This window comes from Paenibacillus nasutitermitis (assembly GCF_014641075.1).
In the GTDB taxonomy this organism is placed as follows: domain Bacteria; phylum Bacillota; class Bacilli; order Paenibacillales; family Paenibacillaceae; genus Paenibacillus_Z; species Paenibacillus_Z nasutitermitis.
The window spans coordinates 1,103,825-1,124,946 of sequence record NZ_BMHP01000001.1; the positions used below are offsets into that span (position 1 = coordinate 1,103,825).

General features: G+C 50.3%; 20 protein-coding genes. 13 read left to right on the plus strand and 7 right to left on the minus strand.

All coding sequences use genetic code 11. The features are described 5' to 3' along the window. Nucleotides 1–16: 16 nt before the first annotated feature. From IEY46_RS04565 to IEY46_RS04590, 6 genes are all read left to right on the plus strand, one after another. The gene (locus tag IEY46_RS04565; protein WP_188989558.1) at nt 17–1,933 is read left to right on the plus strand and encodes a DUF8034 domain-containing protein; all 1,917 of its coding nucleotides are present in this window, start codon (nt 17–19) and stop codon (nt 1,931–1,933) included. Nucleotides 1,934–2,125: 192 nt separating this feature from the next. Then, nucleotides 2,126–2,695 carry a histidine phosphatase family protein gene (locus IEY46_RS04570; RefSeq protein ID WP_188989560.1) on the plus strand — a complete coding sequence of 190 codons (570 nt, stop codon included), beginning with the start codon at nt 2,126–2,128 and terminating at the stop codon, nt 2,693–2,695. Between the two features lie 26 nt (nt 2,696–2,721). Further along, nucleotides 2,722–3,501: an HAD family hydrolase gene (locus IEY46_RS04575; protein WP_188989562.1), complete on the plus strand. Its 780-nt coding sequence runs from the start codon at nt 2,722–2,724 to the stop codon at nt 3,499–3,501. A 46-nt stretch (nt 3,502–3,547) separates the two neighbouring features. Beyond that, the gene (locus tag IEY46_RS04580; RefSeq protein ID WP_188989564.1) at nt 3,548–4,132 is read left to right on the plus strand and encodes a GNAT family N-acetyltransferase; all 585 of its coding nucleotides are present in this window, start codon (nt 3,548–3,550) and stop codon (nt 4,130–4,132) included. A gap of 53 nt (nt 4,133–4,185) precedes the next feature. Continuing rightward, complete coding sequence (locus IEY46_RS04585; protein ID WP_188989566.1) at nt 4,186–6,252, plus strand: alpha-galactosidase; 2,067 nt, start codon at nt 4,186–4,188, stop codon at nt 6,250–6,252. A 26-nt stretch (nt 6,253–6,278) separates the two neighbouring features. Then, the gene (locus IEY46_RS04590; protein WP_188989567.1) at nt 6,279–6,623 is read left to right on the plus strand and encodes a hypothetical protein; all 345 of its coding nucleotides are present in this window, start codon (nt 6,279–6,281) and stop codon (nt 6,621–6,623) included. Here the strand turns inward: IEY46_RS04590 and IEY46_RS04595 are convergent. The 3 genes from IEY46_RS04595 to IEY46_RS04605 form a co-directional block, all read right to left on the minus strand. Beyond that, on the minus strand, nt 6,618–7,358 hold the full coding sequence (locus IEY46_RS04595) for an SDR family NAD(P)-dependent oxidoreductase (RefSeq protein WP_188989569.1): 741 nt from the start codon (nt 7,356–7,358) through the stop codon (nt 6,618–6,620). The two genes, IEY46_RS04590 and IEY46_RS04595, sit on opposite strands and share 6 nt — an antisense overlap. A 113-nt stretch (nt 7,359–7,471) precedes the next feature. Further along, complete coding sequence (locus tag IEY46_RS04600) at nt 7,472–8,638, minus strand: MFS transporter (RefSeq protein WP_188989572.1); 1,167 nt, start codon at nt 8,636–8,638, stop codon at nt 7,472–7,474. Nucleotides 8,639–8,929: 291 nt separating this feature from the next. After that, nucleotides 8,930–9,304 carry a winged helix-turn-helix transcriptional regulator gene (locus tag IEY46_RS04605; protein WP_188989573.1) on the minus strand — a complete coding sequence of 125 codons (375 nt, stop codon included), beginning with the start codon at nt 9,302–9,304 and terminating at the stop codon, nt 8,930–8,932. A 323-nt stretch (nt 9,305–9,627) separates the two neighbouring features. Between IEY46_RS04605 and IEY46_RS04610 the strand changes: the two genes are divergently transcribed. After that, nucleotides 9,628–10,071, plus strand: coding sequence for a HEAT repeat domain-containing protein (locus IEY46_RS04610; RefSeq protein ID WP_229750059.1), 444 nt, complete (start codon nt 9,628–9,630; stop codon nt 10,069–10,071). 101 nt (nt 10,072–10,172) lie between these two features. On the opposite strand, the gene melA is transcribed toward IEY46_RS04610, so the two are convergent. The 3 genes from melA to IEY46_RS04625 are packed head-to-tail and all read right to left on the minus strand — an operon-like array spanning nt 10,173 to nt 13,777. Then, a complete protein-coding gene (gene melA / locus IEY46_RS04615) occupies nt 10,173–11,585 on the minus strand; it encodes an alpha-galactosidase (RefSeq protein WP_188989577.1) in 1,413 nt (470 codons plus the stop codon). Between the two features lie 35 nt (nt 11,586–11,620). After that, entirely contained in the window at nt 11,621–12,676 is a 1,056-nt protein-coding gene (locus tag IEY46_RS04620) for a Gfo/Idh/MocA family protein (RefSeq protein ID WP_188989579.1), read from the minus strand. A gap of 18 nt (nt 12,677–12,694) precedes the next feature. Further along, nucleotides 12,695–13,777 carry an FG-GAP repeat domain-containing protein gene (locus IEY46_RS04625; RefSeq protein WP_229750060.1) on the minus strand — a complete coding sequence of 361 codons (1,083 nt, stop codon included), beginning with the start codon at nt 13,775–13,777 and terminating at the stop codon, nt 12,695–12,697. 172 nt (nt 13,778–13,949) lie between these two features. On the opposite strand from IEY46_RS04625, the gene IEY46_RS04630 reads away from it, so the two are divergent. Then, nucleotides 13,950–14,747, plus strand: coding sequence for a helix-turn-helix transcriptional regulator (locus tag IEY46_RS04630; protein ID WP_188989583.1), 798 nt, complete (start codon nt 13,950–13,952; stop codon nt 14,745–14,747). A gap of 60 nt (nt 14,748–14,807) precedes the next feature. Here IEY46_RS04630 and IEY46_RS04635 read toward each other — a convergent pair whose 3' ends face one another. Further along, nucleotides 14,808–15,455 carry a transmembrane-type terpene cyclase gene (locus IEY46_RS04635; RefSeq protein ID WP_229750061.1) on the minus strand — a complete coding sequence of 216 codons (648 nt, stop codon included), beginning with the start codon at nt 15,453–15,455 and terminating at the stop codon, nt 14,808–14,810. Here IEY46_RS04635 and IEY46_RS04640 point away from each other — a divergent pair. From IEY46_RS04640 to IEY46_RS04660, 5 genes are all read left to right on the plus strand, one after another. Further along, nucleotides 15,454–15,642, plus strand: a complete 189-nt coding sequence (locus IEY46_RS04640; protein ID WP_229750062.1) for a hypothetical protein — start codon at nt 15,454–15,456, stop codon at nt 15,640–15,642. The genes IEY46_RS04635 and IEY46_RS04640 overlap by 2 nt on opposite strands. A gap of 127 nt (nt 15,643–15,769) precedes the next feature. Beyond that, a complete protein-coding gene (locus IEY46_RS04645; protein ID WP_229750063.1) occupies nt 15,770–16,318 on the plus strand; it encodes an RNA polymerase sigma factor in 549 nt (182 codons plus the stop codon). Next, nucleotides 16,311–17,411 carry a hypothetical protein gene (locus IEY46_RS04650; protein WP_188989589.1) on the plus strand — a complete coding sequence of 367 codons (1,101 nt, stop codon included), beginning with the start codon at nt 16,311–16,313 and terminating at the stop codon, nt 17,409–17,411. The genes IEY46_RS04645 and IEY46_RS04650 overlap by 8 nt, the downstream gene beginning before the upstream one ends. 264 nt (nt 17,412–17,675) lie before the next feature. Continuing rightward, nucleotides 17,676–19,463, plus strand: a complete 1,788-nt coding sequence (locus IEY46_RS04655) for a sensor histidine kinase (protein WP_188989591.1) — start codon at nt 17,676–17,678, stop codon at nt 19,461–19,463. Then, the gene (locus tag IEY46_RS04660; protein WP_188989593.1) at nt 19,456–21,069 is read left to right on the plus strand and encodes a response regulator; all 1,614 of its coding nucleotides are present in this window, start codon (nt 19,456–19,458) and stop codon (nt 21,067–21,069) included. Before IEY46_RS04655 ends, IEY46_RS04660 begins: the two co-directional genes overlap by 8 nt. Nucleotides 21,070–21,122 lie beyond the last annotated feature (53 nt).

The following is a 21,122-nucleotide window of genomic DNA, read 5'->3' on the forward strand; positions in this document are numbered from 1 at the left end:
CGGGGAGATGCAGATTATGATGAAATTGGCGGCTGAAGAAACTTGGGATCCTCCCCACTGGGCGCTGATGGAGAGATTGCTATTCGATACACTGAACCAAGCGGCAGTTGAATTCGTGAACCGGTATGTGCGTCCTGACGGCACCTTGATTTGGCGTCCGGATTGGCCGGGCATGGATGGGTCAGACGATCCTTATGAAGGGTTCATGTATTTGGCGCTGTTGTATGTGCTCGGAGGAAGCGATGAAACCCTGGAGCTGGCCCACAAGGTGTGGGAAGGGATTACGTGGCAGTGGACGGAATACGGGCAAATCTCCCGTGAATTCGATGCCTATTACGACTGGATGCATCATGGGGAAGGCTATCTTTATTTATATTTCATGGGGCTTGCGGACCCGGATTATTTGAAGAACCGGCAGAGAGCCAAGCGGTTTGCGGCTTTATACACCGGCGACGATCCGGAAGCGCCCAATTACGATCGGGAAAAGCGGCTGATCCGCTCGCCTATCAACGGCAGCAAAGGCCCTCAGTTCGATCTGACGGAAGAGGACTGGAGCACGCACCGCGGGATTCTGGATCATTATCCGGCCCCATTTGAGGATGTGCCGGGCGTAGATTATGCTTTGGGCAAATGTCCCTGGTCGGATGATGCGGTTTATAAGGAGATCATCCAGATGATGAATCAGCGGATGACCAGGGGAGATGTCCCGCTCAATTTGAATGCTACAGGAATGGTGACCCATGCCTATCTGTATGCGGGGCAGGAATCCTATCGCGATTGGGTGCTGGAATACACGGCTGCCTGGCAGGAGAGGATCGATGCGAATGGCGGAATTATTCCGGATAATGTGGGATTAAGCGGGATAATCGGGGAATACATGGACGGCAAATGGTGGGGCGGCTATTATGGCTGGCGCTGGCCGCATGGTTTCCTGACGATAATCGAGCCGCTGATAAACGCTGCTGCCAATGCTGTGCTTATGACAGGGAATATGAAGCAGCTGGATTTGGCCCGCTCCCAGTTGGATCTGATTTGGGAGCTGCGGAAGGAGGAGGGCGGCCATCCGGGCCTTCCGCTAGTGCCTTACAAGCATACGGACGGGGGCTGGACTGATTATCGTCCTGCCAATCCTATGCATCCCATTCACTTATGGTTTATCTCCATGGCGGATGAGGATTTGGAGCGGATCCTGCGAACCGGTCTGGATGAGAGCTCGCTGGAGGTCCATATTCCGGGGCTGTCGGGGGCAAGCAAGGGGAGTTACCAGAGTACCAAACATTATAACGGCAATACCATTCCCTGGTTTCAATATATGCAGGGGAATAACCCGAATTATCCGACGCGGATTCTGGAGGCTAACTACCAACTGATCCATAATCAATTGCGGAAAATGCGATCGCCGGAAGGCGACCCGGAAGAATGGCGGTCGGACGGGTTCAATTTGGAGGATCTGTCAAGCATCCATAAGTGGCAGGAGATGTGCCCGGTTTATTTTGAAGGGCTGCTGCAGATGACACTTGGCGCGCCCATGCATGTTTCACATGGCGGCCTGCAGCATGCCAGCGTCCGTTATTTCGATGCGCTCCGGCAGCGTCCCGGGCTGCCAGCTGATGTGGCGGCTCTTGTGGAATCCGTTACGGCAAGCGAATTGACCCTGCAGCTGGTGAATTTGAGCTTGTTTGAGCGGAAGGAACTGGTTGTGCAGGCAGGTGCGTACGGTGAACATAACTTCGAAGAAGCGGTCATGTACAACCAACAGGGGGAAGTCATCCAGCAGGTGGAAGTCCGTGACAAGTGGATTTGCGTGGAGCTTGCACCTGGTGCCGGAACCCGGTTGAAGCTGACGGTTGCCCGCTATGTGAACCGTCCGGCCTATGAATCACTATGGCCGGATCCTCATAAGGGAGATATCCTCAAGGGAAGAACGAATTAGCAGCATTGTGGGACCCTGCGCCGGATGGTGCCGGGTCCCATGTTTTTTGGACAGAAGGTGCTGCTTGCCATTCGTCAGGTACATACAATTTTTGAGTGCCGCCAGGTGTAACAATATGGTAAATTGGATGAGATTGAATCCAACATTCGGGGACGTGTTTATTTTATACAAGTCTCTCAAAAAGGAGGCAACATGAAAACAATCCTTTATATGGTCCGGCATGCTGAATCCCCTTTCGAATTCGGCAAGGAAAGAAGCCGGGGGCTTTCGGCAGAAGGGATGGCGGAAGCGCGGCGTGTCACTGAGGTTTTCACTGGGATTGACATCCAGTATATGGCCTCCAGTCCCTATACGAGAGCGAAACAAACGATTCAATATATTGCCGAGCAGAAAGGCTTAACGATCACCGAATATGAGGCACTTAGAGAACGTTCCATGGAGGGGCCGGATGATAAGACTGGTTGGGATCAATTGTATGAAGCCATACGCAAATCCTTTGATGACAAGGATTTTGCATTGGAGGGAGGAGAATCTGCCCGCAGTGTGCAGCAAAGAGCCTTACCTGTCATACAAAGTCTTTTGGATGAGCAACGGGGCAGCACTATTGTCATAGGCACGCACGGCAATATCATGACGATCATCATGAACTACTACGATGATCGATATGGCTTTGAGTTCTGGGATAAGACTACCAAGCCCGACATCTATAAATTGACTTTTGACTGGAATCACTTAGAGCAGGTCGAGAGGATCTGGAAATGAGAGGACGGCGGGAGGCGGTACAAGGTATGTTTCAAGCTATCGTTCTGGATTTGGATGGGACTTACCTGAGCTCCGATAAGCGTGTATCCGAAAGAAATTTGCAGTCCGTAATGGCCTGTTACAACAAGGGAATTGCGATTATCATTGCCACCGCCCGGCCGCCAAGGACTGTAAAGAATTTTCTTCCTGAACCATTATTAAAGATTGCTTCTTTTGTTTATTACAACGGGGCACAAATTTCCTGTCCTCTTTCAGGCCTGGAAATGAACGAATCCATTCCCGGCCCGCTTACTTCTGAAATAGTCGATTATTGTTTGCAGTTTCATGCCGAAGCGGAAATGACAATGGAAGTGCAGGATGAATGGTACAGTTTAAAGGAGCTTGATTATTCGGCTGCGATGAGCGTCCTTACAAATCCCGTAGTGAAATCGCTGGAGGATTTCAAACGATTCGATGCTACAAAAATCCTGCTGACGGGATTCCAACAATTAGAGCCTTTCATTCATCAATTCGGAACACAAGTAAATATTTTGATAACAGACGATAACGGATTGGTGCAAATTATGTCAAAAAAAGCCTCGAAAGAAGAGGCGGTTAAACGGTTATGCGATAACCTTCACATTGATGGCCAATCCGTTCTGGTATTTGGAGACGATTATAACGACATCGGTTTGTTCCGAACATTCGGTTATTCCGTCGCGATGGGGAATGCAATTAAGGAGTTAAAAGAAATAGCCAGTGATACAACGGGAACCAATGATCAGGATGGAGTGGCGCAAGTTTTGGAACGTCTCGTTCTTTTATGAATGAAAGGATAATTAAAAAATCAGATTAGTTTGGAGGTGGATGCCAATGAGCGATGTGACTTCTGCTCCGATATTACGATCGTTTCCTGAGCAATTTGAAAGCGATCGTTTGCTCATTCGGGCTCCTTTATGGAACGATGGCATACTGGTCAACGAAGCGGTAAAGGAAAGTATAGAGGAGCTGCGGCCCTGGATGCCGTGGGCTGACAAAATTCCATCCGAGGAGGAAAGCGAAATCAATATCCGGCAGTCCAGACTGCAATTCCTTGAGCGGACGGATCTGAGGCTGCTAATATTTCTGAAACAAACAGGGGATCTTGTCAGCAGCAGCGGTCTTCACCGGATTAACTGGGTAGCACGCAAATTCGAGATTGGTTATTGGATTCGCACCTCATTGAGCGGTAAAGGTTATATGACGGAGGCTGTGGATGCCATCACAACTTTTGCCATTGACGAATTACAAGCCAACCGGATTGAAATACGATGTGATTCGCGGAATTTCCGAAGCGAGCGCATAGCCCAGCGATTAGGTTTCATACTGGAAGGGATTTTACGCAATAACGATTACGCGGTGGACGGTTCATTGAGGAGCACCAAGATTTTCTCGAAAGTTCGCGGCATTGAATATTGAAAATGTGATTTTTCATTGGAATACCAATCGCTGAACGAAAGGAAGTTATCCCAATGTTGAAGCTGAAAATGGAAAATAATACTCCCAAACTCGTCGGAGCCGGGTCTGCTCTCTCTTTCTCTGAACGCCCTTATCAATATGAGATTATTAGCCGTCTTGAAAAGGGGACGATTCATCAAGAAACAATAGCTGCGTTAGTAGAGAATCAAGATGGCGGAATGACCATTTGCAGCGGCAGCTTTCCGGACTCCGGCCTGGTGCTGGAGCAGAGCTTCCAGTACGTGGAGGACGGAGTATCCGAAACGCTCACGCTGTCCAATCCGAACCCCTCCCCTGTTCATATCGATCAAGTCCGGTTCGGTTTTACAGCCCTGTTGAACGACCGGGAAAGCTGGCGTCTTTGCGCCATTCCCTTCAAGGTTCAATTGGACGGGAGCAAACATGATTATACCGTTGATGAATTGATCGCAGGGAAAGGCAAAAATGCGGCTTATGTGGATGCTTCCCGGGAGGAGCCAAGCTTTACGGAGGAAGGACTGCGGTCGGAAGCCTGGGCTTGGGGAGATGCGAGCGGAGGCCTGGTCATCATCAAATATAACAATGAACAGATAGAATACTCCATGGCCAGGGTGGATTCAGTTGTGGAGGGCAAAGAGGAGAAGGTGCTGCGTTTTGGTGGAGCAGGCCTCGCCCTTTATGGAGAGCCCTCCGGCACAAGAGTATTGGAGCCAGGCGAATCTTTTAAGTTCGGCCAAACTTTCTATTATCTCTATGAGGGCGAAATAGGGCAGGCTTATAAACGGTATCGTTCGTTCCTGAAGGATAGAGGACATACTTTTCCGCAGGATTACAATCCTCCCGTTAACTGGAATGTGTTATATGATATCGGCTGGCATCATTCGGACGCGGATCAGCTTCGTGAGCATTATCACAGGGACGCTGTACTGCAGGAAGCCGCCAAAGCCCAGGATTGCGGCTGCGAGCTGCTTTATCTCGATCCGGGCTGGGAGGTTGCAGAAGGTCTCACATTATGGGATGAATCGCGTCTGGGCGACGTTAACGGACTCGTTGTCCAATTAAAAGAAGAGTATGGCCTTGATCTGGGCTATCGTACGATACTGCGGGCTTATAAACCTCACTGGAAAGAGGAGTATATGGTCCGTCATTCTTATGGCTTGATGCAGCCGGAGAAAATGGAACCGGTATGGGGATATCATTTCGAGGAACCCTGTCTGTGTAATCCCGCATATTTCGAGGTGAAGTTAAAGCGCATTCTTGCCATTACAAGCCAGGGTATCCGCTTCATGATGTTTGACGAGATGGATTGGAGGGGACCATGCTATGATCCGAGCCACGGACATCCGGTGCCGTCTACCCCGCTTCATCACATCGAAGCAGTTTACCGGCTGGCCGAAGCGGTGCGCAACCATTGCCCCGTGGTGCTGACGGAGGTCCATGATCCGGTATGGCCATGGTCGAATGCTCTTTACGCACCAACGTATTTCCGCCAAGGGGCCCAAGGAATCGGCAGCTATAACGAGAACTGGGGCTTCGAGTATATGTGGAATTGTATTGAGGACCTGAAGACGGGCAAAGCACTTGCGCTGTATTATTATAATCTGGGCTGCAGCATTCCCTTATATCTTCATATAACTATGGCAGCGGACAATGACGCCTGTGTGTTCTTCTGGTGGACGGCTTCGACGGTCCGGCATCTGGGCATTGGCGGGAAAACGAGCCATCCAACAGTAGAGTTTGCGGGAGAACTGGCTCCTTATGATAAGGAACAGCGGTATGAAGGCTACAAAAATCAGATGGCCTTGTACCAGAGGTTGAAGGCTTATTTCGTTAGGGGAACCTTCCATGGTTTGGCGGAGCATATTCATCTCCACACGTTGGAGGGGCAGGAAGGCGGCGTGATCAACGTATTCAATCTGGCAGATGAAGAGCTGGAGCTGGTCTTCACGGTACCCGCTAATCTGCTTGGCAGTCAAGGAAATCTGAAGGTGGTCGGAGCAGAAGGGCAGTGGCAGGAAGCCTCGGCCGAGTTCCGGCTTGTGCTTGGCCCAATGTCCCCCGGAGTTGTTGCAGTAGGAGAGGCTGCGGAACTGATCGAATAAGCCGGCAAGCATACGGAATCTTCCTCGTGATCGGTTATGAGGAGATTGAAGGTACGAAAGGAGTGCTTCATGTGCAAGGAATAGAGTTGAGTCGTCGATTTTATGCAGAAATGGTTGAACCGATAATGAAAAGCTTCCCGAATACCGAATATTCTGCCGCGCTTATCGGTCCGGGAAGCGAAGTGCTCGGTTACGATACTGACATGTCAAGGGATCATGATTTCAGTCCGCGTGTATTCCTATTTCTTGAGGAGACGGATACTGTGTTAACCGGGCAAATTCAAGCGCGGCTAGCCCAACAGGCCCCGCCTCTATCGGTCACAACTGGATTAAATCTATCAAGTTTAAGGGATGATTCATTTTTGCTATAAAGTTTGTCCGCTGTCCACTGTAATGATTTGACCTGTAATCGCTTCTTGTTCCAGGGTCGCGCAAATAAATGCCGCAATATCTTCAGGAGTAGAAATCCGCTGGAGCAGAAGATTAGGCGCGAGCTTCATCATTTGTTCTTCCCTTCCCTCCCACCATCTTGTCGCTACGGCTCCGGGTGCAATGCAATTGACCCTGATATCCGGAGCCAAGGCGCGAGCCAACGATTTTGTCAAAGCGTGAACGGCTGCTTTGGATACAGCGTAAGGAAGGGAAGAGCCTAATCCGGTATTTCCCGCAATACTGCCGAGATTGACGATGGCTCCTTGTTTATTCATCTTCATGAATGGGGCAACCGCCCGCGCGCAATAGAACATGCCTTTGACGTTGACATCATAAAGCTCATCCCATATTTCCTCCGTAACAGCCTCCAGATCAAAGAGCGGGATATGCCGGGTAATGCTTGCATTGTTTACAAGCACATCGATCGTCCCGAATTGCTGCACGATGTCATCAACCATTTCACGTACTTCATTATCCCGGGAAACGTCAGCTTTTATGGTTATGGCACGCCCGCCGGCATCATGGATCATTTGTGCCGTTTCATTTGCCTCCGCCCTGGAGCGTGAATAGTTCACAACGACGGCCGATCCTTTCGCAGCAAGCGCAAGGCAAGCGCCTCTGCCGATCCCCGTACCGCCGCCGGTTACAAGGGCTACTTTGTTTTTTAAATCCATATGAGTCATCTCCTTTAATTGCACGTTGAAAATAATCATATAGAAGATTTTTGAATTTGTATAATTGATTTTAAAACTTGCTCCGGAAGGAATCCTTACCGAATCACCTTTTTTTACGCTGTACCGGCTTTCATCCTGGTGCCGTAACGGAAGGACACAACTGCAGCCATGAAAGCAAGAAACAATGCAGCGCTGGCGATCCAGGGATTATAGAATACAGTAGCATTCCATGTGACTGCCATGCCCCCTAAACCCGCTCCGGCCGCCAAACCGATCTGCGTCACGGATGTGTTGAGGCTGATAACCAGATTGGCCGATTGCGGCGCTTTCTCGATGAAGTAGGTTTGCGTTGCCGGACCCATAACGAACATGGACATCACCCATAAAGATAGAAGTGCAATCGCTAGCGGAAAAGAGTGGATCGTCAGCGGCAGCATAACCAGTGTCACGACATGAATGGTCATGCTGATGACGATGACCCGCAAGGTTCCCCATTTGTCCACAGCAGATCCACCAACCCTTGACCCAAGTGCACCGGCAATTCCGAATGCGAGCATGATGAATCCGATGTCGGATAAGCTTCGATGCAGAATCGTGCCCAGAAAAGAAGTTAAATAAGTGAACATGACGGAGTTGCCGACTTCTCTGAACAAAACCAGCACCAATGCGAACAGAATAACAGGGTTGGCAAGCACGGTGAATTGTCTGCCAAAAGGTACGGGAGCATCGCCTTGAATCTCCGGCAGCATGAGCGCCATGGCAATCAGGATGATGAGGCTGCCGGCAGCGAGGAAGATGAAAATCACCCTCCAGCTGAACATGTTGGTAAGCGCAATGCCGACCGGAACGCCAAGAATCATGGCACTGCTGAAGCCAAGAACAATGGTTCCAAGTGCGCTGCCGATTTTCTCGGGTGGAACCAGCTTGACAGCGGCACTGAAGGCGGCAACCAGCAGGACGCCAGAGCTTGCGCCCAATAGAATTCGAGAGGCTATTAACGGGGTGAAGCTTGTACTGATAAATGCAATGACGTTTCCGATGATGAAGACAAGCATAGCAAGGAGCAGCAGCTTCTTGCGTTCCATTCGCGCGGTCAGCGACACGATAATTGGCGTTCCGATTGCAAAGGCAAGCGAATAGACGGTAATAAGCTGCCCGGCGAGAGCAATGGAGACCTGCAATTGCTCGGCTAACACGTTCAGAATGCCTGCCACCACCAACTCGGAAGTAGCGGTGAAGAAGACGGCTATTGTAAGAATGTAAATACTGATTCGGTTCACAGTCAACAATCCCTTTCTTAATTAGAGTTTCAGCCGTAGGACCACTCCGGGAAGCTCCATTGATTTTTAGTACTTGGCAATGTCCTGCACCAGGCTTAATCAGATTATAGTAAAGTTACTTTCATAAAGTAAGAACGCAATTCATTTGGATATAGTCCATATTGTTGGATCAACTAACATTTAGTAAGTGGATGCCGCTCATGACAAAAGCCGCCCAACACAAAAAGCCATCCGACACAAAAAAACCGCCAGGGCAATGTGCCCTGGCGGTTAAAATCAAGCTGCTATGCGTTAAGAGGTTTGGCCCGCCGATTCAGCGGACTTCACCGGATTTCCCCATTTCTGAACCCATTTGTCCATTTCTTTCAAGGCTGCTTGAAAATCATTGCCTTTCTCCGTCAGCGAATATTCGACCGTTACAGGAACGGTGGGGAAAACTTTACGGAGGACAAGTCCGTTGCTTTCCAGGTGGCGGAGTGTATCGGTAAGGGATTGGGTCTTGACGATGGATAGATTGCGCTGAAGCTGATTGAAACGCTGTGTCCCGTTCAGCAGTTCTTCGAGAACAAGGAAAGCCCATTTGGCACCTAAGATCTGCAGAACTTCACATATGCTGGAGCCGGCGGACTCCTGGCGTTCCTTGCTGTCGCAGGCTTGTTTGTCCATCTGGACGCGCCTCCTTTGAATAGGGATAACCGACTCTCTTAATGCCATTATGACCCTGCGCATTTGTTTATGTCAATCCTTGCCAAAGCCGGATGCTGCAATAATCCACTGCTCTGCGGAGCGGCTGTTGCTCCGAATCAGCTGCTGGCACTGGATGACGTTTAACAGGCACAGGTCAAATATCAGAAGCGGCTGGATTTTGGAAAAATAGTGATGTTTCTGCGCAGATGATGGTACAATACCAATTGAAGGCTGTCTGGATTCACATAGGAAGGTTTTCATTGGATGTTAGGATGAATTGAAATAGAAGGAGAATGGATCGCTTGAATGAAACGGAAGCAACAAACGAATTACCCCCAAATTATGAGGAATTGAAGAAAGCGGCAAACCGTACATCAAGCTGGAAGGAGCGTTTGGAAGCGGTTGAGGAGCTGGGTCAGTATAACCATCCGAAGACGATTGATGTTCTTACCCACCGGATGATGCATGATACGGTATTCAGCGTCCAGGAAGCTGCTTTCCGCAAGCTCCAGGCATTTGGCGAAGATGTACAAGCACCGGCACGTCCCAAAGGCGAGTTGATTAAAGGTGTCGGCAAAGTTCTGGTCCGAGTCAAGAAAAGCTTGCCTCAGGGCCATTCCTATGAGGAATTCAAGGAAAAGCTGAAGAAGACCCGCCTTGATATCTATGACACCTATGAAGGCGACAAAGGCGACGAGTTCGATGCCTGGCTTGAACAGACCTGGGCTTCCTTAACAAGAAGATAGGTGTCTGCATATCTGTATCCGGTACAAAATAAAAGCCGTATCCGCAGGGTCGCGATGACCCGGGATACGGCTTTATGCCGTTTAACGCCGCGATTATGACGTTATTTCGCCAGTTCTCCGAACCGGGAGAAGATAGCTAGGGCCGGGTCGATCGGAACTTCCGCCCGCTGCACATCCTGCGGAATCGGAATCGTCGGTGTCGCGCGCGGTTTGCGGCCTGCAAACTGCGGAAGCCACTGCTGCTCCGCTTCGAGCATTTCGGTAACCATCTCGCGGATTTCCTTGAGCGAAAGTACGGCTGAAGTGAGCGGGTCCAGCGCGCAGGCATGGACCACATATTCCGGATCGCCGGTTTTGGCCGCCAGCACCGCCAGGCGCTGTACATTGATATTCGTCAAATTCAACGCCATACATTGTGCCGGCAGGTCGCCTACCAATACACGGTTCAATCCGTTGCGGTCAGCGAAGATCGGACCTTCCGCACAGCATTCCTGCGGCAGGTTGGCGATCATGCCGTCATTGCGCACATTGCCGTTGAATTTGAACGGTTTTCCTGTCTCCAGCGCTTCCAGGATATAAGCGCAATATTCCACGCTGCGCTGCGGCAGGGCTGTCGGCTCATCATCGAGAATGTTCGTCTGACTGTATTTGTCCGCCACATAATTGCACCAGTTGAAGTAGGCGCCGGATTCGCCGCCGAAGGACGGCTCGTCGCAGTAGAGGTCAAGCGCTTTGTCATTCTTGCGGAACCAGGGAACATATTCCGACAGATGGCCCGTGGATTCCGTCATGAAGTAGCCGAAGTGACGGAATACTTCGCCGCGTACCTTCTCGTTGACGTAAAATTCAGGCTGCTCGAATTTCTCGCGGAGCAGCGGGTAAAGATCCTGGCCTTCATGCTCCAGCTTGAGAAACCAACCCATATGGTTGATGCCGGCGCTGACATAATCGATCTCCGTCTTCGGAACCTCCGTATAACCGGAGATCAGATCCAGCGTGGTCTGTACGCCATGGCAGAGGCCGACGAATTTGATGTTGGTCTCCCCAAGCGCCCAGCAGATCATCGCCATTGGATTGACGTAGTTAAGCAGCAGGGCATCCGGACATAATTCCTCCATGTCCTTGGCGACGTCCAGAATGACCGGAATACTGCGCAGCGCACGGAAGATCCCGCCTGGACCCAGCGTATCGCCGATACACTGATCGACGCCGTATTTGAGCGGGATCTTGTAATCCATCTCGAAGGCGGAGACACCGCCAACCTGGAAGGAGCAGATGACATAATCCGCCCCGGTCAAGGCTTCACGGCGATCAGTTGTAATGGACACCCTGGATTTCAAACCGTTCTCCTGGATCACCTTGTTCATGAATGATTGAACCTGGGAGGTTTTGTTTGTGGAGGGAGCCATCAGCACAAATTCGGTTTCCTCCAGCGCTTTGGTGGCCATGATATCCAGCATCAGCGTTTTGCAAAATACAATACTTCCCGCACCAATGATTGCAATTCTTCTCATAAACCTGACCTCGCTTTATGTTGGAATGGTGATTCTCATTGATAGGCTTCAAGCAGGCGGATATAATCCCGGGCGATCTTCAGATCTTCCAGCGCTTCGGGAGCAGCGCACGGGGCAGGGCGTTCGCCGCGGATCGCCGCCAGATAATTTTTGGCCTGATTGCGCATGGCCGATACATTCGGCATAACGGGCGTCGTATAGGAAGGGGCTTCCTTGCCATTGTCGCGCATAATCGTCACATTGCCGGATTGCTGGCGGACAAGCGGTGCAGGCAGATCCACTTTCACAAAACCTTTTTCAAAGGCAACCAGGATGCCTTCATGCCATTCAATCGACGTGCTGTAAGGAGCCATTTCCAAAGTAACGCATACGCCGCTTTCGCTCTCTCCGACAAACAGCGTCTCGGAACGATCGGCGAAAGTGACTTTATAGGATTCTCCGAGCAGGAAGCGGATGGCATTCACTTGATGGATGTAATAGTTGACGAATGCGTCGTATTTCCTTCCGTTTGCTTCGCTGAACTCCGCCGGAAGCGGCTCGAGAACGCCCGCTGTTCCAGGCTCGCTGGTACCGATCGGCATATCGGTAGCTGCCGTCCAATCGCCGGGCGGCATTGATACGCGGATATAACGCATCTTGCCGAATTCACCGCTTTGCTTCCATTCGTCGACGACGCGCTTGGCATGCTCCATCGCGGGGTCGGAGCGTTTGTGATACCCGACCATATGCAGGGAGCCCAATTCCTGCCCCAACTTGACCAGTTCTTCTCCGGCCGCGACGGATAAGGTGACCGGTTTTTCCGTCAATACCGGAACGCCGGCGCGCAGAATATCCGGGACTAGAATACTGTGGCGCGTATAAGGCTGCGAAGCGACCACGGCATCAACCAGGCCGCTTGCCAGCAGTTCCTCATGATTGCTGAACACATGGGGAATGCCATAACGGGTAGAGATGGATTGCGCAAGTACCGGACGCGGTTCGGCAAGAGCAACGATCTCACATTCCTCCGGCAGATTGATATAGTTGGTCATATGTGCGAGCTGACCCATGAAACCGCTTCCGATAAAACCAAGTTTGATTTTTTTGCTCATTTCTTTTCCACTCCTTCGTTATGAACCGAGATTTTCAAACAGATAAAGCCCGTCCTTGCCTGGGGCTACGAGATCGGGTCGTCCGTTGCCGATCAAATCCTCGATCCAGAAATAAATGCCGCAGCCGGTCGCTTCGCCGGCAGGTCCGTAGTCGATCACATGCTTCTCGAACTTGCCGCCGTTAATCTTGAAATAATAAATGCCTACGGGATCAAATGCGCCCGGATCGCCGTCGTTATGGGCGCGGTAGCGTTTGCCGGTAACCAGCTCAATCTCCCCGTCGAGATCGATGTCCACGAGATACAGGTCATGATACTGCGAGCAGGTAGGATCGATTTCATGCTTCAGCCAGCTTCGATTGCCTGTCGAATCGACGATTTGCTCATACCAGTCGAGACCGTAATCATGCGCCTGGCCGACAATCAGATCATTCAGTCCGTTTCCTGTAACATCGTGGGCGATGATGGGAACGCTTGCAGTGCCCAGCGAAAATTCGGGATGAAAGACCCAAGGCGTCTGGAGCGGATTCTCCGGCTGCTCCAGCCAACCTCCGTTTAAGAGAATGTCCGTACGGCCATTTCCATTGATATCGCCGAAGCCCAGCCCGTGGCCGCTCGGCTGCTCGCCGATCACATATTTCTCGAATTTGCCTGTCCCGCGGCCGTTCTCATCCACAATCAGCTTGTAGAAAAGCTGCGGACCGCCTGGCGTATTGGGGAAAATCTCGGGAACGCCACAGCCGTCAATATCAAAATATCGAATGGTTTCAATGCTGCCGATATGCTCGATATCAAAGGTCTGCCATTCTCCTCCGGCAGCGCCGGGATTTTGCCGCCAGCGCAGCGTCTCGCCCCACCAGGCGCCCGTTATAATATCCAGATATCCGTCGCCGTCCACATCCATGGGATAGTCGGAAAAATCATCATGATATTCGTGGATAGCCAGAATATCGCATATTTTATGTTTTTTTGTGAAATCAGGTCCTTCATACCAGTATTCACCGCTGACAATATCGAGCTGTCCGTCGTTGTTGACATCGAATACGGCACAGGCTTCGAATGGTGCAGCATCTATCAATCGCTTCTTCCACTTCACAGACACTGGTGTGTCACCTCCATGTTGGGATACGTCCATTTTATAGCAAGATCAACTCTTCTATAAGAGTCAAGAAGGACATTATATTACGTTATCCGGACATAAAGCATTGATTAAAGTCTGTTATCTGTTATTCTGATCATAAATCATCCATTAAGGGTTATGGAGAGTGAATATCATGCAGGTAACGTTCGACCAAATCGGGATTGAAGCGAATTTTATGGGATATGTTGCGCCCAAGCCCGGCTGGTATATTGCACCGCATTCCCACCAGCAGTATGAGCTGCATTTCATCACAAAAGGCAAAGGCATTAATTGGCTCGAAAAGGACCAGTTCGATCTGGTGCCGCAGATGGTGTACATGGCTCCGCCAGGGGAGATTCATGAACAGCAGTCGGATATGGTGGACCCTATGGAAATCTTCTTTCTGCCCTTTTCCCTGACCGGCCTTCGCCAGGATTTGCCGCATATTCACGGCGCCTATCCGTTGATTCAGAAGGAGCTGCAAACGATTCTGCATCTGCAGCAAAATGTTGGCGGCCATCAAATATTTCGGGTGCAAATGAGAATTATTGAGCTGATCTGGACCATTATTTCGCCGCTCGTCGAGCTCAAGGATCATGCGGCAGGCAAGATCGTCGATGCGGAATTCGTCGTTCCCTTGCAAATTGTGGAGCAAGCCCTGCTCTACATCCAGGATCATAAGCTGGAGAATCCGACTCTGGAGCAGGTCGCAAGGCATTGCCATATCAGCCCGCGCCATCTGTCCCGGGTTTTTGCCGAGATGATGCATATGACCGTCCATACGTTTATTCAACAGGAGCGCTTCCTGTGGGCCTGCAGGGAGCTTGAGCAAACGGAGAGCACAATCGACGAAATCAGCGAAGCGCTGCATCTGGGTTCGAAGCAGTATTTCTGCCATTGGTTCAAGCGGTATTCCTCGAAGAGCCCGTCTGTATACCGGAGGGAAAGCTAGCCGGGGACATTCCAAGCTTACTGGTGCCGGCATCCGGGCAAAGGAAGTTGCTTCGATGGGTCAGATTGCTTTCATGGAGGGCGGCGACTTGTGGACCGTTCGGATGGATTGCTGGGAAATCATCAGCAAATACGCAGCGTCCAGGATGAAGATCAGCACATACAGGATCGGCAATAAAAAAGAATGCGGAAAAAGCAAATAGCTGAAGAGGGAGGCGCATAAGGTGCCTGCCAATTTGAAGAAAGCGATCGACCGGGATTGGCCCTGCATCCCTTTTTTCAGCAGCATTTGTATGAATAGGATGGACATCAGCAGGTTAATGCCAAAAGCCGAATAAATTCCCCATTTATCCTGAAATTCGACCGCAATTCCAATATGAAGCAGCAAAGCGATGACAAGCAGTGAAAAGACGGAAGCAATTAGCACAGGCTGCGGATATAATTTTTTTGAATAGAAGAAATATTGCAGCAGGATGATGCAGTCCAATAGAAACCATACCAGCGTCACGACTTGCTGAAGCGGGTGGAACGGCAGCAGAAACGTAAACAGAAACTCCCAGGTGATATTAGCGCAGATGGAGGGGAGGGGCATTCCGCAGGTTTGATCCTTCAATCCTTTGTAAATGACAAGAATATAAACGATCGTCCAAAACAGAGCTGTTCCAAACATCAACAGATATTCAACTTTCAGTGGCAGCAGGTGCTCCATGTCGGGGTTCTCGCATCCTTTCTTAAATATGATTGTCGGACAAGGTTTGAATATCGGCTTGTCTATCTATATGAATCAGGCAATTTTTGTAGACCGTAAGGCCGACAAGCCAAGTGTCGATAGCTTTACCGAGCTGCTCATGGCTTCCAATGCCAATCTGGAGGAATGGGAAGAGATTGATTATTGATTCTTTCATCCGCGGGCGCTCACATATACCTGCTGATGGCAGGTTTTTTTTATTGCGCAATTCCCATTCCCCCGTAGAGGGAACCAATTCTTTTCCTGCGCTGTCTAATCCATGAGAGGTGAAGCAGGTGGAACAATCCGACTGGAATTACATGGCTCATATCGAGCGCATGGAAACATCCCATCTTCGAGATTTGATGAATACATATGGGCAGGATGTGTGGAACTTGGCATATTTGCTCACCAGCAAATATGACCTGGCTGACGATATTGCGCAGGATGTTTTTTTGAAGGCCTACTCCAATATTGCTTCCTTCCGCGGAGGATCGTCCATGAAGACCTGGCTTCTGGCAATTACCCGCAATACTTCGATTAACTATTTGAGAACGGCTTTCCTGCGCAGGGTTACTCTGATGGATCGGGTGCAACCCAAGGGAACCAGTCCGTCCGCGGAACAGGAAGCGATTGATAGAACTCTTGCATCCGCTATTTGGCAGGATGTATTGAAGCTTCCGGTCAAGCAGCGTGAGATTCTGATTCTTCACGGCAAATATGGGATGACAACGAATGAAATTGCTGCGATGCTCCAGCTCTCGGAAGGCACGGTCAAGTCCCGTTTGTCACGGGCCAGAAGCCGGATGTCTCTTTACAGAAAGGAGAGTGGAAGCTATGAATAGGAAGACGGAGGAATTATACAGACAATTGCAGGAGGACCCTTTCCGCAAGCGGACGTTCACAGCAGCCAAGATGGATGAGATTCTGAGGCTGGCCCGGGAGCAGGAGATTGCAAGCAAGCGAGGCAAACCTTCGAGGAAACTGTGGGTGATATCGGCAGCCTCGATAGCGTTCGTCATTCTCGTCATTCTGTTTGTTCAGCATCCCTGGAGGGATAAGGATGTCGGGGATGGAGGAGAGATAACAGCGAAACCACCGGTTACAACTCCGGAGCCTGTGAAGCCGGATATTTCAGTTGAGCTTAGCCGTGAGACAGGTGAGCTCAGGGACCAGCTGCCTTTTGATACGGAGAAAATCGAATCCATCAGCTTGCTTCCAGGCAGTAGCGGACAGGAGATAACCGTTCCTGCAGACCGCGTGTATGTGTTTCCCCAAAACCTGTACAATGAGAATCTTTCATTGGCCAAAGCGGATGTGCAGGTGTCCGGGGATCAGGATGTGTTGATCCGCATTCACATGGCGGACGCTGTTTATGCCATTCCATACGACGTGGACAGCAATACCTATAAGCTTGGAAACGCGAGATTTTATGCGGATGATCAGGTTATGCTTCTCATGCATGGCTTGTTCCGGCCGGAATCGGCTCTTGCGCTGGTTGACCGGATTATGGCGCAAGCAAGCAAGGAAATGAATGAAAATGATACGAATATTGATGAAAGCTTCCTCTATGAGCGGGAACGTTTCGATATCGCAGGTAAAGATTATAACGCCTGGGCAGACATAACAGCCAATGATGACAGCTACAGCTACTCCATACCCTATTACGACTTTGTTGCGGAAAAAATGGGCTCCGTGAGAGAATTCACAGATAAGGGGCTTATCGTTTTGCAGGGCAATCTCGTTTTTCTGAAGGATACAGTTGGTACGACTGACGGTATCAAGGTAGGAATGACGAAGGACCAGGTAATGACCATCCTTGGGAAACCCAATCTGAAGTTGAATACCCGCTGGAGCTACAAACTCGGAGATTATTTGAAGTTTCATCTCTATCTCGAGAACGATCAAGTGGTCTTCATGTCATTAACGATGCCATAAAGAGGCGCCCTCCGGAATTTTTCCGGAGGTTTTTTTGACTTGCAGCGAAGGGGGATCACTTCTTCATTCTCAGCCAATGGATACAAATAGTGGCGGTGGTGTCCGTAAGAAGTGGAAGCTGTTCAGTATGACGTTAAATCATTGAAGTCCATTTCCACTGTAATTCTATTGTGCTATAGTTCTCTTGTTGTATGTAATCGGTTACATTTGCTGTTCACCGACACCTTTTTTTGATAAACGACCTTTCACGAATGGAGATTTACAATGAAATCATCTTCCCTTTTGTTCATCAGCAACATGAAGCTTAAGCACAAGCTGATTTATTCGTTTGCCCTACTTATTTTTCTCTCTGCGTTCAGTATCGGAACCGTATCCTATTATCTGCTCAAACGGTCCATTGTGAGCGAGCTTGGCCAATCCATCCAGGAGACGCTGCAGCAGACGATGCAGAATATCGACTACAAACTGAGGGATATCGATGAGATCTATGTGAAAATGATTATGAACCAGAAGCTTCAGCAGCTGATGGAGCAGCCGCTTAGGCCCGGGCAGGCGGATGACGCGTACAAATCCTTCTATGAGGAAATTTACCCCGATGTGTTCGGCGGCCGTTCGGAGCAGCTGCAATCTGTCGCCATCTACGGTGAGAATGGCCTGAACCTGACCTATAATCTGGGAGAGAATGCGATGAACAGGCCCATTCAAGAGGTAAGGGGTACTCCACTTTACAAAAAAGCGTCTGAGGGCCGCGGAAAACCGCTGTGGTCGTTTGAGAATCAGGATTTAATTCCCGGTGCGGGCGGTCGCTCAAATACCATCGTCAATGTGCGCAAAGCGCTGGGGTTGTTGACCTTCAAGGATTGGGGCCTCGTCATCATCAGCGTGCGGGAGAGTTATATCTATGAAAGCTACAAGGACACGCTGAAGAAATTTCATTCGACCACCTTTATGGTGGATGAGCAGGGTGTGATTATGTCGCATCCCAATAAGAACCGGTTGTCTTCCCTGGCGGATCCGGCCGTGCAGACGGAGCTGGGTAGAGGACTGAATGACAGCTCCCTGATCAAGCTCGAAGGAATAAATTATTCACTCCATTATGTAACTTCGGATCATACCGGGTGGAAGCTGGTTACCCTCGTGCCCCAATCCGAGATGAATCAAAACCTAGATCTGGCCAAAAATACGATTTTACTTATTATCGGCTTGACGGTGCTGCTGGTTTTTATTCTCTCGGTTGTGATCTCCACGGGTATTACCCAACCCATCGTGAAGCTCCTGCGGCATATCCGCAAAATCAAAGGCGGGGATATGGACACCAAGCTCAATCTGGGCACGCAGGAGGAGTTCGGGGAACTGGCGGAAAGCTTCAATGAGATGACCGGAGAGCTGAAGGAGCTTATTACACGGGCGCGAGAGGATGAGCGGCGCATCCGCGGGGCGGAGCTTAGAGCGCTGCAGTCGCAGATCAACCCGCATATGCTCTACAACTCGCTGGACACGATTTATTGGATGACGATGACCAAGGATTATGAAGAAATCGCCGAGATGACCACTTCACTTGCCCAATTCTTCCGTCTGGTTCTGAATAACGGAAACGAACGGACAAGTATCGCCAAGGAAGTGGAGACGATTGAACAGTATCTGCGGATTCAAATCCTGCAGTTCAAGGATAAAATCCGGTACGAGATCCTCATTGAGAAGGAGCTGCTGGAGATGTCCTGCATCAAGCTGATTTTGCAGCCGTTGGTGGAAAACGCGATTCTTCACGGGATCAAGCCTCTGCGCAGCGGACAAGGCCATATCAGCATCACGGGGCAAAGGCAGGGCGGCGACATTCTTCTTGAGGTGGCGGACAACGGGGTCGGGATGGATGCCGCCCGAAAAAAATCGCTGCTGGAACCTCCGGTTCAAGGAACGGGAGGTTATGGCGCCTATAACGTACATGAGCGGATTATGATGGCCTACGGGCCGGGATACGGCATTGAATATGAAAGCGAACCCGGGTTAGGAACAAGGGTACGCCTTCTTATACCAGGAGGGGAATATGTATAAATTAATTGTTGTCGACGATTCCGAGCGGGTCAGGAAAGGGCTGAAGGCCAGCGTGGATTGGAGCGAGCATCAGATTGAAATCGCCGGCGAAGCGGAGGACGGGGAAGCGGCGCTTGCATTGATCGACCGGGTGAGACCCGATCTGATATTGACAGACGTTGTGATGCCCCATATGACGGGGCTGGAATTAATCGATAGAGCGCTTGCGATCGTGCCGCTTGCCAAGGTTATCCTGCTGAGCGGTTACGATCAATTCGATTATGTGCAGTCCGCAATCCGCAGCGGGGCGTTTGATTATTTGCTTAAGCCGACGAAGGTGGATGAGCTGCTCGCTGTATTGAATAAAGCCAAACAAAGCGTGGAGCGGCAGCGGGGGCAGCTAAACGGGGTAGTGGAATTAAAGCAGCAGCTTCATGAGAGCATCCCGATGCTGAAGGAGCGTTATTTGGGTCAACTGCTGGAAGGGCGGATGCCGCTCTCCGAAATCCGCGGGAAATACGGGTATTTGCAGCTTTCGATCGGGGGGAACGGCTGTATTTGTCTTATTCTTGAGCTGGACGAGGTAGAGGCTCTGACACCGTTTGAGCGGCACGACGACCGCCAGCTTGTTCTATTTGCCTGCAAAAATATTGCCCTGGAGCTGTTCAAGGACAAATTTCAGGCCGAAATGATAGAGATTGCCGATGGACAGATGGTGATGATTGTCAGCGGAAGCGGCTTGCAGGACATGAAACATGATCAGGAGCGTCTGTATGCCTTGCTTGGGAAGGTGAAAGCGTATATATGGAATTATTATAAACTGCGCGTTTCGTTCGGAATCGGCAATTTGTACGAGTCGGCGGATCAAATTACGCAGTCCTACGAGGAAGCGGTGCAGGCGATAAAATACAGACTGTATGCCAAAGATGAGGGTTTCATATTCTACCGGGATATCAGCGGAGCCCGTATGCAGGAAGCGGCGGAATACCCTTTTGAGCTGGAAAAAAAGCTCTGTCTGGCGCTGAAGGCGGGAGACAAGGAAGCGGCTTCAGCTTGCGCCACAGAATTTATGCAGGCCATTGTAAGCGGATCGCCCCCTGGCCCTGAGCAGCTGCGCAATATGTGCTGCCAGCTTGTGTATACGATGCTGCGTATGCTGGTGGAATGGAATATCTCCGATGGGCGGGTGATGGATTTCGCCGCTTTAGATGGTCAGATGCGCAAATGGACAACGACAGGGCAGGCCGAGAGATGGCTGGTTCATTATGTGGAGGAGCTCTCCGACATGGTTTCGCTTCGGATGCAGCAGCGAGGCGCCTCGATTGTGCAGAAGGCAATCGCCTATATGGAGCAGCATTATGCCAGGGATTTATCCCTGCAGGAAGTGGCGGAGGCCGTCCATTTGACGCCGAATTATCTTGCAAATGTGTTCAAGCTGCGCACGGGGGAGACTGTGCTAAATGTATTGTCGGGCATCCGTATGGAAATAGCGAAGCAGCTGCTCAGGCAAACGGATATGAAAATTTATGAGATTGCCCGTGAAGCGGGGTTCACAGATCCCAAATATTTCGGTCAGGTTTTCAAAAAAATCGTCGGCGTCACGCCGCTGGATTACAAAAGGCAGTAGGCCGCGCGCTTCAATACCATAGAATCGCAAACCGATCATAGGAATTTCACCTG

Excerpts from the sequence above, each read along its gene's own strand:
- IEY46_RS04630 (WP_188989583.1), top strand. The coding sequence starts at position 13,950 with ATGCAGGTAACGTTCGACCAAATCGGGATTGAAGCGAATTTTATGGGA.
- IEY46_RS04580 (WP_188989564.1), top strand. The coding sequence starts at position 3,548 with ATGAGCGATGTGACTTCTGCTCCGATATTACGATCGTTTCCTGAGCAA.
- melA (WP_188989577.1), bottom strand. The coding sequence starts at position 11,585 with ATGAGAAGAATTGCAATCATTGGTGCGGGAAGTATTGTATTTTGCAAA.
- IEY46_RS04640 (WP_229750062.1), top strand. The coding sequence starts at position 15,454 with ATGTCGGGGTTCTCGCATCCTTTCTTAAATATGATTGTCGGACAAGGT.
- IEY46_RS04570 (WP_188989560.1), top strand. The coding sequence starts at position 2,126 with ATGAAAACAATCCTTTATATGGTCCGGCATGCTGAATCCCCTTTCGAA.
- IEY46_RS04620 (WP_188989579.1), bottom strand. The coding sequence starts at position 12,676 with ATGAGCAAAAAAATCAAACTTGGTTTTATCGGAAGCGGTTTCATGGGT.
- IEY46_RS04660 (WP_188989593.1), top strand. The coding sequence starts at position 19,456 with ATGTATAAATTAATTGTTGTCGACGATTCCGAGCGGGTCAGGAAAGGG.
- IEY46_RS04585 (WP_188989566.1), top strand. The coding sequence starts at position 4,186 with ATGTTGAAGCTGAAAATGGAAAATAATACTCCCAAACTCGTCGGAGCC.
- IEY46_RS04605 (WP_188989573.1), bottom strand. The coding sequence starts at position 9,304 with ATGGACAAACAAGCCTGCGACAGCAAGGAACGCCAGGAGTCCGCCGGC.
- IEY46_RS04635 (WP_229750061.1), bottom strand. The coding sequence starts at position 15,455 with ATGGAGCACCTGCTGCCACTGAAAGTTGAATATCTGTTGATGTTTGGA.
- IEY46_RS04565 (WP_188989558.1), top strand. The coding sequence starts at position 17 with ATGATGAAATTGGCGGCTGAAGAAACTTGGGATCCTCCCCACTGGGCG.
- IEY46_RS04655 (WP_188989591.1), top strand. The coding sequence starts at position 17,676 with ATGAAATCATCTTCCCTTTTGTTCATCAGCAACATGAAGCTTAAGCAC.
- IEY46_RS04575 (WP_188989562.1), top strand. The coding sequence starts at position 2,722 with ATGTTTCAAGCTATCGTTCTGGATTTGGATGGGACTTACCTGAGCTCC.
- IEY46_RS04650 (WP_188989589.1), top strand. The coding sequence starts at position 16,311 with ATGAATAGGAAGACGGAGGAATTATACAGACAATTGCAGGAGGACCCT.
- IEY46_RS04595 (WP_188989569.1), bottom strand. The coding sequence starts at position 7,358 with ATGGATTTAAAAAACAAAGTAGCCCTTGTAACCGGCGGCGGTACGGGG.